The sequence below is a fragment of the Sphingomonas zeicaulis genome (assembly GCF_050433225.1).
Lineage (GTDB): Bacteria > Pseudomonadota > Alphaproteobacteria > Sphingomonadales > Sphingomonadaceae > Sphingomonas_D > Sphingomonas_D zeicaulis.
The window spans coordinates 22930-35443 of the sequence record NZ_JBNPXQ010000010.1 but is presented as its reverse complement, the minus strand read 5'-3'; the positions used below and the strand labels follow the sequence as shown (position 1 = coordinate 35443).

At 67.1% G+C, this 12514-nt stretch carries 10 protein-coding genes; 3 read left to right on the top strand and 7 right to left on the bottom strand.

Translation table 11 applies throughout. The annotated features are described in order from the left end of the window. Positions 1 to 6: 6 nt before the first annotated feature. Together FHS96_RS25220 and FHS96_RS25215 are read right to left on the bottom strand one after the other, a co-directional pair. Positions 7 to 1236, bottom strand: coding sequence for an MFS transporter (locus FHS96_RS25220; RefSeq protein WP_429598454.1), 1230 nt, complete (start codon positions 1234 to 1236; stop codon positions 7 to 9). Between the two features lie 94 nt (positions 1237 to 1330). Beyond that, complete coding sequence (locus tag FHS96_RS25215) at positions 1331 to 1954, bottom strand: GntR family transcriptional regulator (protein ID WP_429598452.1); 624 nt, start codon at positions 1952 to 1954, stop codon at positions 1331 to 1333. Between the two features lie 177 nt (positions 1955 to 2131). On the opposite strand from FHS96_RS25215, the gene FHS96_RS25210 reads away from it, so the two are divergent. Further along, positions 2132 to 2944 (top strand): TauD/TfdA dioxygenase family protein, encoded by an 813-nt coding sequence (locus tag FHS96_RS25210; RefSeq protein ID WP_429598450.1) that lies wholly within the window; start codon positions 2132 to 2134, stop codon positions 2942 to 2944. A 105-nt stretch (positions 2945 to 3049) separates the two neighbouring features. On the opposite strand, the gene FHS96_RS25205 is transcribed toward FHS96_RS25210, so the two are convergent. The 5 genes from FHS96_RS25205 to FHS96_RS25185 all read right to left on the bottom strand — a co-directional run bounded on the left by FHS96_RS25205 (position 3050) and on the right by FHS96_RS25185 (position 9595). After that, the gene (locus FHS96_RS25205; protein ID WP_429598448.1) at positions 3050 to 3520 is read right to left on the bottom strand and encodes a Ros/MucR family transcriptional regulator; all 471 of its coding nucleotides are present in this window, start codon (positions 3518 to 3520) and stop codon (positions 3050 to 3052) included. A 145-nt stretch (positions 3521 to 3665) separates the two neighbouring features. Beyond that, entirely contained in the window at positions 3666 to 5213 is a 1548-nt protein-coding gene (locus FHS96_RS25200) for a class I adenylate-forming enzyme family protein (protein ID WP_429598446.1), read from the bottom strand. Position 5214: 1 nt separating this feature from the next. Continuing rightward, the gene (locus FHS96_RS25195) at positions 5215 to 6351 is read right to left on the bottom strand and encodes an acyl-CoA dehydrogenase family protein (protein ID WP_429598444.1); all 1137 of its coding nucleotides are present in this window, start codon (positions 6349 to 6351) and stop codon (positions 5215 to 5217) included. A 3-nt stretch (positions 6352 to 6354) separates the two neighbouring features. Beyond that, on the bottom strand, positions 6355 to 7551 hold the full coding sequence (locus tag FHS96_RS25190; protein ID WP_429598442.1) for an acyl-CoA dehydrogenase family protein: 1197 nt from the start codon (positions 7549 to 7551) through the stop codon (positions 6355 to 6357). Beyond that, positions 7544 to 9595: a 3-hydroxyacyl-CoA dehydrogenase NAD-binding domain-containing protein gene (locus FHS96_RS25185; protein WP_429598440.1), complete on the bottom strand. Its 2052-nt coding sequence runs from the start codon at positions 9593 to 9595 to the stop codon at positions 7544 to 7546. The genes FHS96_RS25190 and FHS96_RS25185 overlap by 8 nt, the downstream gene beginning before the upstream one ends. Before the next feature lie 221 nt (positions 9596 to 9816). Between FHS96_RS25185 and FHS96_RS25180 the strand changes: the two genes are divergently transcribed. Both FHS96_RS25180 and FHS96_RS25175 read left to right on the top strand, forming a co-directional pair. Continuing rightward, positions 9817 to 11586 carry a class I adenylate-forming enzyme family protein gene (locus tag FHS96_RS25180; RefSeq protein WP_429598438.1) on the top strand — a complete coding sequence of 590 codons (1770 nt, stop codon included), beginning with the start codon at positions 9817 to 9819 and terminating at the stop codon, positions 11584 to 11586. Between the two features lie 60 nt (positions 11587 to 11646). Continuing rightward, positions 11647 to 12513, top strand: coding sequence for a TetR/AcrR family transcriptional regulator (locus FHS96_RS25175; RefSeq protein ID WP_429598436.1), 867 nt, complete (start codon positions 11647 to 11649; stop codon positions 12511 to 12513). The last annotated feature ends 1 nt before the right edge of the window (position 12514 follow it).

Sequence of the window (12514 nt, the reverse complement as noted above, 5' to 3'; positions counted from 1 at the left end):
CGGCATTCACGTGATCGAAACCTGCCCGCCACGGGCGCGCTCCCCATAGGGGCTGAGCAGCAGCACCAGCCCGGCGGCGCACATGCAGATCGGCACGCCGATCGCGAGGATCGCGGTGTAGGATCCGCTCTGGTCGAACACGAAGCCGAAGGCGAGCGGCCCCAGCCCCATCGCCACCATCACCGCCGCGAACAATGTCGAGAAGATCTGCGCGAAGCAGCGCAGCCCGAAATAGCGGCTGGTGAGATAGGCGAGCATGTCGACCTCCGCCCCCAGGCTGCCGCCCAGCAGCAGCGCCGCCGGCAGGAAGGCCCAGAGCGGCAGCGGCAGCGCGAGCAGCGCGAGCCCGATCGCGGAGAGCGAAAAGAACAGGAAGGCGATGCGCCGCGCATCGTGGCGATCGACCATGAAGCCGATCAGCAGCCGGCCGCCGAACGTCGCCATGCCGAACAGCGAGGCGATCCACGCCGCTTCCGCCGCGGAAACGCCGCGATCCTGCAGCAGCGGCACGAGGTGGGGGATCAGCCCGTAGAGGACGAAAGCCAGCACCACGAAGATGCCCCCGAGCACCCAGAAATCGGGCTTGCGCATTGCTTCGCCCATCGTCGCGCCCTGCACGCCCGCCTGCACCTCCGGCTGGTCGTGCGGCGCGTCATGCACGGGCGCCTCGTGCAGAACGAACAGCGCCAGCGGTACGGTCGTGGCGAGCAGCAGCAGGCCGAGCCCGATATAGCCGGCGCGCCACCCCATGTCCGCCACCAGCGTTTGCGTCAGCACCGGCACATAGGCGAAGCCGAGCCCGGTGCCGCTGCCGGCGATGCCGATCGCAAGGCCACGGCGATGATCGAACCAGCCGGTGAGGATGCGCATATAGGCGGTGCTGTTCGAACCTACCGCGAGCGTGCCGATCGCGACATAGAGCGCGATGAACTGCCAATAGGCCTGCACGAACCCAAGCCCGACCATGCAGCCGGCGAGCAGCAGCAAAGACGGGATCAGCACGCGCCGCGCACCGAACCGGTCGATCAGCCTGCCCGCGATCGGCATGCAGGCGGCGGTCGCCAGCATCATGATCGAAACCGCGGCGCTGATCTCCGTCCGGCTCCAGCCGAATTCGCGCGCCAGCGGATCGGCGGCAACCCCCAGCGAGGAAAGGCCGAAGGCGGCCGGGCCGGTCGATATGCCGAACAGGCTGACGATGACGACCAGCCATGGCCGGATGCGTGAATTGGGCATGCGCGTGAAATCCCCGAAGCCGCATATGTGCGTGCGGGGCTTACGATAAGGCCGTGTTGATCGCTGTCAATGTATGACAATCATACATCGAACATCATGTTCGATCGCGCCGTGCCGATCCGCCTACCGTGTCGAGGAACGCCGCCACTTCGCGCTCCGCCGCATCCGCATTGCCTCGGCCGATCGCCGCGATCAGCAGGCGCTCCGCCGCCAGCGTCGCCTCGCGATTGGCGGCCACGCGGTAGAGCTGCTCACGGCCGAGCCTGAACGCGTCGTCGACCAGCGCGGCGCAACGGGCAAGCAGGCGGTTGCCCGCGATCAGGCGGATCTCGTCGCGGAGGCGATAATGGGCAGTGGCGAAACTCTTGGCGCGGCCGGCCTGATGCGCCGACGCCATCTTCTCAATTTCCTTTTCCGCCGCGGACATGCCGGCGCCGTCGCGCACCGCCGCCGCCGCCGCGCGCGCGATCGCAATGTCGAGCACGCGCCGCGCCGCCAGCCGCTCCCGCCGGGCCGACGCATCCTCACGCGGCAGCGCATAGCCGCGATCGGCGGCCTCCAGCACGCCCTCGCGCGCGAGCCGGATCAGCGCCTCGCGCACCGGCGTGCGGGAAACGCCGAAGCGTTCGGCGATGTCCACCTCGATGATGCGATCCCCGGGCGCGATCGCGCCGGCCTCGATCTGGTCGCACAGCCGCGCCGCAACCTTGTCGCTCAACCGCTCCGTCGCTCGCTTGGCCATAAATTCCCAGTCGTTCCGCCCGCCCATGTACCGCGCCGGCCTGCCGCTGACAAACCGCCGCAGGCGCCTTCATCAATGTATACATTCAGTATACATTGAGTATACAACGCGCATCGAATCAACGCCCCGGCTCGTCCGGGCAGAGGAGAATCCATGGCCTACCGCACGATCACCGCCGAACAGCTTACGCCGCGCATCGGCGCCATCGTCTCGGGCATCGATCTCACCGCGCCGCTGTCCGCCGAGCAGGTGACCGATCTCCACCAGGCCATCGCCGACCATCAGGTGATCTTCTTCCGCAACCAGGCACTCGATCCGGTGTCGCTCAAGCGGCTGGGCCTTCATTTCGGCAATCTGCAGGCGCACGCGCTGAAGGGGCTTCCCGATCATCCCGAAGTGCGCAAGCTCCACGCCGACGAGACCTCGAAGCATGTCGCTGGCGAGGAATGGCACAGCGACATGACCTGCGCGAAGAAGCCGCCTATGGGCAGCATCCTCTATCTCCACACCTTGCCCACCGCAGGCGGCGATACCGCCTTCTCCAGCATGTACGCCGCCTATGACGCGCTGTCGGAACGGATGAAGGCCTATCTCGAAGGGCTCACCGCCACGCATGACGGGCGGCTGGCGTTCGGCCGCTTCGACCCGACCGGCAGCTATCCGATCGCGGTCCATCCGGTGATCCGCATCCATCCGGTCACCGGCCGCAAGGTGCTGTTCGTCAACAAGGGCTTCACCAGCCACATCAACGAGCTGCCGCCGGCGGAAAGCGAGGCGGTGCTCGACTTCCTCTATCACCATGTTGAGAACGCCTATTTCCAGTGCCGCTTCAAGTGGGAACAGCATTCGGTGGCGTTCTGGGACAATCGCTGCACCCAGCACCTGGCGATCTGGGATTATTTCCCGCAGGTCCGCTCAGGCTTTCGTGTCCAGATCGAGGATCCGGATCTTGCCGCCGCGGCGTAAAATCCTCTTCGGGTCGCACAACCGAAGTGAACGAAGCCATCGCAGCGCTGCTGCGATGGCTTCGGCATATCTTGTGCAGCGTCGGCGCGAACGCCCGGTCGCGGGTCAATCCGCCTTGGCGATGCCCAACTTGCGCCGGCGCGGCTTTGCCGCCGGGGTCGGGGCGGGGTCCGGCGCCTCGACGCGCTGCGGCTTGCGCCCCAGCCCTGCCGCCAGCGCCAGTTCCTTGCGCCGCGCGGAATAGTCCGGCGCGGTCATGGGATAGTCGGCGGGCAGCTTGTAGCGTTCGCGATAGGCCTGCGGCGACAGGCCATGCGCGGAAAGATGCCGCGTCAACGTCGCATAGGGCTTGCCGTCGATCATCGAGATGATCTTGGCCGGGTTCGCGAGGCTTTTCCGGATCGTCGTAGCCGGCTCATAGACCTCCTCGACCGGCGCCGGCGCGGCCTGGAGCCCTGCAAGCGCGGCATGCACTTCGGCGATCAGCCCACCGACGTCCGCAATCGGCACTTCATTGTTCGCGACATAATTGGCGACGATGTCCGCCGTCATCTCGGTGAGATCGGAATCAACCAAACGAAGTCTCCCTTGCGCCGCGCACCATGGCACGCCAGTCTTTCTGTTCGCTGAACAGCGCCACCATGGTGCCATGTTCTTGCGGCGAACGCGACCTCTGTTGCACGCAGGCAGGCAGGATTGCACCCGCTGCGATCGCGCGGCGCTAGAGGGTCAGGCGATCCCGCAATTCCCGTTTCAGCACCTTGCCGATGGCGCTGCGCGGCAATTCGTCCAGCCGGTGGATTGCGCTGATCCGCTGCGTCGCGCCGAGACGCACGTTGACCGCCGCCAGCACCGCATCGATATCCGCGCCGGCATCCTGCAGCACCACGAACGCCGCCGGCGTCTCGCCCCAGCGCTCGGACGGCACGCCGATCACCGCGGCATCGGCGATTGCTGGCTCACGCATCAGTTCGGCTTCAAGGTCGGACGGGTAGATATTGAAGCCGCCGCTGATGATCAGATCCTTGGTGCGATCCATCAGGATCAGGAAGCCATCCTCGTCGAAGCGGCCGACATCGCCGTGGCGGATGAAGCGGCGGCCGGCGGCGTCATGCCATTCCGCCTCTCGCGTCTTCGCGTCCTGGTTGCGATAGCCGGTCATCATCGCGTCCGAGCGGCCGACGACTTCGCCCATGCCGCCGGGCGGGACTTCCCTGCCCTGCTCGTCGATCAGCCGGATGTCATGGCCGGGCGCGGGCTGGCCCACCGTGTGCAGCTTGTCGGGATGTTCGGTCGCCAGCAGGATGCAGGTGCCACCGCCCTCGGTCATGCCGTAGAGCTCGACCAGCCGGCCCGGCCAGCGGCGAATGATATCGGCCTTGAGCGCGGCGGCGAAGGGGGCCGATGTGCAGCTCTTGTGGCGGAAGCGGCTGAGATCGAAGCTGTCGAAATCGGGCAGCGCCATGATCCGCTGATATTGCACCGGCACCAGCATCGCGTGCGTCGCGCCTTCCGCCGCCGCGACTTCGAGAAAGCGGCGCGCATCGAATTTCGGCAACAGGATCACCCGGCCGCCGCCGGCCAGCGCCGGAATGAAGCTGACCAGGGTCGTGTTGGAATAGAGCGGCGTCGAGATGATCGTGATCGCGTCCGCCTCATAGCCAGAGGCCAGAGAACGCCTGATATGGCCGGTGCGCATCGCATGGCTCTGGACGATGCCCTTGGGGCTGCCGGTGGTGCCCGAGGAATAGATGATGTTGAACGCGTCGTCGGGCTCGATGGTGACGGGCAGCGGTCGCGCGCCCTCGGGCGCCATCCAGTCTGAAAGCGGCACGCCGGCAGCGCTGTCGTCAAACGCGATCCGCCGCACATCCTCCGCGATGCCCGCATCGGCCAGCCGCCCGCCTGCGGCGGCATCGAGAAACAGGTGCCGCGTCGCGCAATCGGCAATCATCGCCGAGATGGCGGCAGGGGTCGCCGAGCCGGTCAGCGGCGCCGCGACCGCACCGATGCGGATCGCGGCGCAATAGGCCAGCGCATATCCGACCGCGTTCTGGCCGACGATCGCGACCGCATCGCCCTTGCCGACACCATCCGCCTGCAACTGCGCGGCTACGCGGTCGATGCGATCGTCGAATGCGCGCCAACTGAGGCTGGCGCTGTCGTCGCCGATCGCAAGCCTGTCCGGATCGAGCGCGGCGTTGCGCTTCAGCAGATCGCCGAACGTGACGAAGCCCTGCTCCAGCAGGTCGGCAAGGCTGCCCGCCATCTCAATAGCCCGAAAGGCGGGCGAGCCGATCGGCGTGGAAATCGGCATCGCCGCAGAGTTCGGCGAGCACGCGCTGTCGCTTCATGAAGAAGCCGATATCATATTCGTCCGTCATGCCGATGCCGCCATGCATCTGCACGCCCTCCTGCACCGCGAGCAGGCTGGCGAGGCCAGCCATGCCCTTCGCCACCGATACGGCGCGTTCGGCACCTTCGCCTCCATCGTCGAGCAGTTGCTGCGCCTTGAGCACCGCGGCGCGGGCCACCTCCAGCTCGGCATAGAGATGCGCGGCGCGGTGCTGCAGCGCCTGGAAGCTGCCGATCGCCACGCCGAACTGCTTGCGCTCGCGCAGATATTCGACCGTCCTGTCCATCGCGCCGCCGCCGACGCCCAGCATCTCGGCCGCGGCGCCGGCACGCACCGCGCCGAGCACGCGATCCAGCGTTCCCCGGCCATCATCGACCGCGCCGATCACCGCATCGCCATCCACCTCGACGCCGTCGAAGGCGAGCCGTGCCGCCATGCTCGCATCGGCGAGGCGATCGGCGGTGATGGACAGCCCGGCCGCACCCTTCTCCACTGCGAACATGGTAACGCCGCCCGCATCGGCATCGCCGCCCGAGGTGCGCGCGGCGACGATCAGCAGGTCGGCGACGTGGCCGAGCGGCACGAACCGCTTGGCGCCGCTCAGCCGGAAGCCATTGCCCGAGGGCTGGGCATGCAGCCCGATCGATTGCGGCCGATGTCGCGCACCCTCGTCGATCGCCAGCGCCGCCACGGTTTCGCCCGCGGCGATTCCGGGCAACCAGCGTTGCCGCTGCGCGTCGCTGCCATCCTTCAGCGCGGTCACCGCACCGATCGCGGTGCCGAGGAAGGGCGACGGCGTCAGATTGCGCCCGACCTCCTCAAGGACGATCCCCGCCTCGACATGGCCGAGGCCAAGCCCGCCATTCGCCTCAGGCATCAATATGGCGTTGAACCCCATCTCGCCGAATTGCCGCCACAGCGCCGGCGAGAAGCCCGCCGCGTCACCGGCATCGCGCAGCGCGCGCATATGGCTGACCGGCGCCGCCTCGGCGACGAAGCCGCGCGCGGTGTCGGCGAGCATCGCCTGCTCATCGTCATGGAACATCGGCATGGATCAGGCTCCCGGCAGGCCAAGAATGCGCTTGGCGATGATGTTGAGCTGTATTTCGGACGTGCCGCCCTCAATCGAATTGGCCTTGGTGCGCAGCCAGCTTCGCGCCGCGGCGCCGCCATGCGATCGTTCGCTGTCCCATTCCAGCGCGTCCGATCCGCCCGCCGCCATCGCCAGTTCATGGCGCTGCTTGTTCAGCTCGGTGCCATAATATTTCATCATCGAAGGCTGGGCCGGGTGCGCCTTTCCCGCCTTCAACTGGTCGATGAAGCGCTCGGACATCGCCTTGAACGCCTCGGCACGCAGCTCGAACAGCGCGATGCGCGCGCGCAGCACCGGATCGTCGAGCCGGCCGTCGGGTTCGGCGCCGAGACGCGCCAACGCCATCTCGCCCAGCGACGCCTCCCCGCTGCGCAGCCCCATGCCGGAAATCATCTCGCGCTCATGGCCGAGCAGATATTTGGCGACGTCCCACCCGCGGTTCAGCTCACCGACCAGATTTTCCTTCGGCACCTTCACATCGTCGAAGAAGGTCTCGCAGAAGGGCGAATAGCCCGAGATCAGCAGGATCGGCTTGGTTGAGACGCCCGGCGAGGCCATGTCGAACAGCACGAACGAGATGCCTTCATGCTTGTTCGCCGGATCGGTGCGGACGAGGCAGAAGATCCAGTCCGCCTTGTCGGCATAGCTGGTCCACACCTTCTGGCCATTGACGAGGAAATGATCGCCCTTGTCCTCGGCGCGCGTCGCCAGCGAAGCGAGATCGGATCCGGCATTGGGTTCGGAATAGCCCTGGCACCAGCGGATCTCGCCGCGTGCGATCTTGGGCAGATGCTCCAGCTTCTGCGCCTCGCTGCCATATTTGAGCAAGGCCGGCCCGAGCATCGAGATGCCGAACGAGTTCAGCGGGCTTCGACAGCCGAGCGCCGCCATTTCCTGTTTCAGGATCTTCGCCTCGGCCGGCGTCAGCCCGCCGCCGCCATAGGCGGTCGGCCAGTCGGGCACCGTCCAGCCGCGCGCCGCCATCACCTCCAGCCAGTGCTTCTGCGCCGGCGAGGTGAAGCGCGCGTTGCGCCCGCCCCAGCACACGTCCGCCTCCGAACGCATCGGCCTACGCATTTCGGCCGGGCAATTCTCGATCAGCCAGGCGCGCGTGTCGGCGCGAAAGACATCGAGGCTGGTATCCGCCGCCTCAGCCATTGAAAGTCTCGCGCTTCGCGGCCTTCGCCTTCAACAGGTCGGAGAGGCGCAGCGCCGGCATGCGCGCCGCGTGCTTCTCCAGTCCGGCGACCACCGTATCCAGCCCGATCGTGTCCGCCCAGAACATCGGCCCGCCGGTCCACGCCGGCCATCCATAGCCGTTGAGCCAGACGATATCGATGTCGGACGCGCGCTGCGCGATACCCTCTTCAAGGATCAGCGCGCCTTCATTGACCATCGGATAGAGCAGCCGTTCGCGGATCTCCTCGTCGGAGATGCTGCGCTGTTCGGTGCCAGACTTGGCGGCAAAGTCGGCGATGATCGCCTCGACCTCGGCCGACGGCGTGCGGTTGCGGTTGGCGTCGTAATTGTAGAAGCCGCGGCCATTCTTCTGCCCGCGCATGCCGGCTTCGCACAACAGGTCACGCAACGTCTCGCCCCTCGACTTCGCCGGATCCCAGCCAATGTCGAGCCCAGCGAGATCGGCCATCTGGAACGGCCCCATCGGGAAGCCGAAGTCGAGCAGCACGCGGTCCACGTCTGCCGGCCGCGCGCCCTCCATCAGCAGCGCATTGGCCTCACGCTGGCGCGGCGAGAGCATGCGATTGCCGATGAAGCCGTGGCAGACGCCCGAGACGACGGCGATCTTCCCGATCTTGCGCGCCAGCGCCATGCAGGTCGCGAGCACCGCCGGTGCGGTCTTCGCGCCGCGCACGATCTCCAGCAGCTTCATGACGTTGGCGGGCGAGAAGAAGTGCAGCCCGATCACCGCTTCAGGCCGGCCGGTCGCCGCCGCGATCTCGTCGATATCGAGATAGCTCGTATTGCTGGCGAGGATCGCACCCTGCTTTACGATGGCGTCGAGGCGACCGAACACCTCCTTCTTGATCTCCATCAGCTCGAACACCGCCTCGATCACGAGGTCGCAATCGGCGAGATCGGCATAGTCGAGCGAGCCGCTGAGGTTGCCCATCGCCTTTTCCACCGCCTCGGCGGTCATCCGCCCCTTGGCGGCGCTCGCCTCGTAATTCTTGCGGATGATGGCGATGCCGCGGTCGAGCGGGGCCTGTTCGCGTTCGATGATCGTCACCGGGATGCCAGCGGTCAGGAAGTTCATCGCGATGCCGCCACCCATGGTGCCGGCGCCGAGGATGCCGACCTTCGCGATCGGCAGCGTCTGCGTGTCGGCGGGCAGCCCGTCGATCTTGGCCGCCGCGCGCTCGGCGAAGAAGAGATGGCGCAGCGCCTTGGACTGGGTGCCGTTCATCAGCGCGAGAAACAGCGCACGCTCCTTCGCCACGCCCTCGGCGTAGGGCAGCGCCACCGCCGCCTCGACCGCCTGGATACAGGCTTCCGGCGCCTCGAACCCCTTCAGTCGCCGCGCATTGGCCTTACGGAATTCGGCGAAGGTGGCGGCATCCGTGCCGGCGATGCGATCGGCGCGCGTGCTGGCAACCGGATGCTCCGGCTTGCCGGCGACGCTCCGCGCGAAGGCGATCGCTTCGTCGAGCAGCGCATCGTCCGCAACCAGCGCGTCGACCAATCCGATCGCCGCCGCCTTCTTCGCCGGGATCGGATCGCCGGTCACGATCATCGCCAGTGCCGGTTCGACGCCGACCACGCGCGGGAGCCGCTGGGTGCCACCAGCACCCGGCAGCAGCCCCAGCTTGACCTCGGGGAGACCCAGTTTCGCCGAGGCGGCGGCGACGCGATAATGGCAGCCCAGCGCCACCTCCAGCCCGCCGCCGAGCGCGGTGCCATGGATCGCCGCGATCACAGGTTTGCTGCTCGCTTCGATCGCGTCAATCACCGTCGGCAGGCCGGGTTCGCGCGGGGCCTTGCCGAATTCCGTGATGTCGGCGCCGGCGAAGAAGGTGCGGCCGGCGGCGGCGATCACCACAGCCTTCACCTGCGGATCGCCTTCCGCTTCCGCAATCGCCGCGGCCAACCCTTGGCGCACATCCGCGGAAAGCGCGTTCACCGGCGGATTGTCCGAGGTGACGATCAGGATCTCACCATCGCGGCGCGTGGTTATCGCAGGCATGTCTTCTCCTTGGGCGGTCGTTCGGCGAGGGCCGATCCGGCGAGGATGCGACGCCGCACGGCGATCCGCCGCGCTTCCGCCAGAGCCCCTCTCCGTAACATACCCTCTTTCTTAATTTCTCGACTCATTGTCGATGCGAAGCTACGAATAGCCCCTGTGATGCGGAAGAATCAAGGATAAGCCGCACATACCGAGATTTGAGATTGTAGGGAGAGGAGCCGATGCCTGTTGAGGATATGGCGACCATAACCGCCCGCGAGGGCACCGCCGCATGGCCCGCCATGTCGATCGCGGAAGCAACCCGACGCCTGTGTGCGCCGGGCGCGCTGTTCGAGATGGAGACGGTCACCATCGGCGGCGTGCCCACCCGCACCTGGAAGAACCAGCCGCCGACCTTGGCCGCACTCGCGAAGGCGGTGCATGCCGGCTATGCCGACCGCGAATTGATGGTGCTGGAGGACGACCGCGTCACCTATGGCGGGTGGTTCCGCGCCGTCGCCACACTCGCGGGGAAGCTGGCCGAAGCGGGTATCGCCAAGGGAGACAGGGTGGCGCTGGCGATGCGCAACCTGCCCGAATGGCCGGTTGCCTTCTTCGCCATCACCAGTCTCGGTGCGATCGCCGTGCCGCTCAATGCGTGGTGGACGGCGTCAGAGCTCGCCTACGGTCTGACCGACTCCGGCGCCCGCCTGCTGATCTGCGACGGTGAGCGCTGGCAGCGCATAGCGCCGCTCGCGGGAAGCATCGCCACATTGGAGGCGGCCTGGGTCGCCCGCGCCGGCGCCGCCGACCTTGCCGGCATCGCCCGCCCGTTCGAGGAAGCGATCGGCCCCGTCGCCGGCTACGCCAATCTTCCCCCGCGCGACCTGCCGGGGGTGGAGATCGCGCCGGACGATGACGCGACGATCTTCTACACCAGCGGCACCACCGGCACGCCCAAGGGTGCATTGGGCACGCATCGCAACATATTGACCTGCAGCCTGGCCAACGCCTTCTCGATCCACCGATCCCACCTGCGCCGCGGAGAAACGCCGCCGGAAACCGTGCCGCGCGTGACCTTGCTGGTGATCCCGCTGTTCCACGTCACCGCGTGCAACGCCGTGCTGATGGGCACGCTCGCGACCGGCAGCAAGCTGGTGCTGATGCGCAAATGGGATCCGCTGGTGGCGCTTGGCCTGATCGAGCGTGAACGGATCAACAATGCCGGCGGCGTCCCCACCATCGCCTGGCAGATCCTCGAACATCCCGAGCGCGCGAATTTCGACCTCTCCTCGCTGGAAACCATCGCCTATGGCGGCGCACCCTCCGCCCCCGAACTGGTACGGCGCGTGCATGGCGATCTCAACGCAGCGCCCAACAATGGCTGGGGGATGACCGAGACGTCGGCTACCGTCACCCACCATGGCGCCGAGGATTATCTCCAAAGGCCCGACAGTTGCGGCCCGCCCTTGCCCGTATCCGACCTGCGCATCATGGCGCCGGACGGCAGCGCCGAATTGCCGGTCGGGCAGGTCGGCGAATTGTGGGTGTCCGGTCCGCAGGTTGTTAAGGGCTATTGGGGCAATCCGGCTGCGACCGCGGCGACCTTCGTTGACGGCTGGGTGCGCACCGGAGACCTTGCGCGCATCGATGCCGAGGGCTTCTGCACGATCGTCGATCGCGCCAAGGACATCGTCATCCGCGGCGGCGAGAATATCTATTCGACCGAGGTGGAGAATGTCCTCTACGCGCATCCGGCGGTGACCGACGCGGCGCTGATCGGCCTGCCGCACCGGACGTTGGGCGAAGAGCCGGGCGCCGTCGTCCATCTCGCGCCTGGCGAGCAGGCGACCGAGGCGGAACTGCAGCAATGGGTGCGCGATCGGCTGGCGCCGTTCAAGGTGCCCGTGCGGATCGTGTTCGCGCACGATACCTTGCCGCGCAACGCCAACGGCAAGATCTTGAAGACCGAGCTCCGCCAGTTCTTCGAGCCATTCCGCTCCGGCATCTGACCGGGGCGGAATGGTGAGCCGCGAGTTGTCGCGCCACGGTCCTTATGCCATTCCCGGCGGATGCCGAACAAAGTCCCGACCAGCAGCGTCACCCGTGCAGCCCTGCTGGATCGCGTCTGGAACGAACCACTGATCGCCGTCGCCGCGCAGGTGGGGCTCAGCGCCAACGGCCTCGCCAAGCTGTGCGACCGCATCAACATCCCCCGCCCCAACCGCAGCTACTGGTTGAAGGACAAGGCCCAGCGGGCGCGGTTGAAACCGGCGCTGCCACCCTCCCCGCCGGGGGTGGGGGAATTGATCGCGCTGGGCGAACGCACGCGATTGCGCCGGGAGCAGACCCGCCTCTCCCTCGAGGATCGCCGCGCGCAGTTGATGGATTTGGCCGCCGGTCTCGTCGTCGACGAGGGCGTGCAGGAAGTCACGATGAAGCGGCTCGCCCGCGATATCGGCATCAGCGAAGCGCAGGCGCACAATTGCTTTGCGCGTCGGCTGGACCTGCTGCTCGCGCTCACCCGGCGCGAGCTCGCGCTGGTCGAGGAAAGCCGCAAGGGGGTGATCTCGCGCGGCACCAACGTGATGACCAATGTCGTGTTGTCCACGCTCAGCTATCTGCACGAGGCGCAGGCACGCGGCCCCCTCCTGCAGGCGCTGCTGATGGTGCCCGAGATCCGCGCCGAGCTGCGCGCCGAACGCACCGAGATCGCCAGGCGCGTGCGCCAGCCGGTTCTGGATTCGATGATCGCACGCCACGGCATATCCGAAGCACGCGCGATGGGCACCAATGCCGTGCTCGCTGCGATCTGCCTGCGCGCCGGCAGCCTGCTTTCGGCGGGCAAGACCAGCTATGCGGTGGCCGAGCGGCTGTGCCTGCCGATGGTCATCGCCGGCGCGCAGAGCAATGCCGCGCGGCCGGACGGCTTCGAATAAG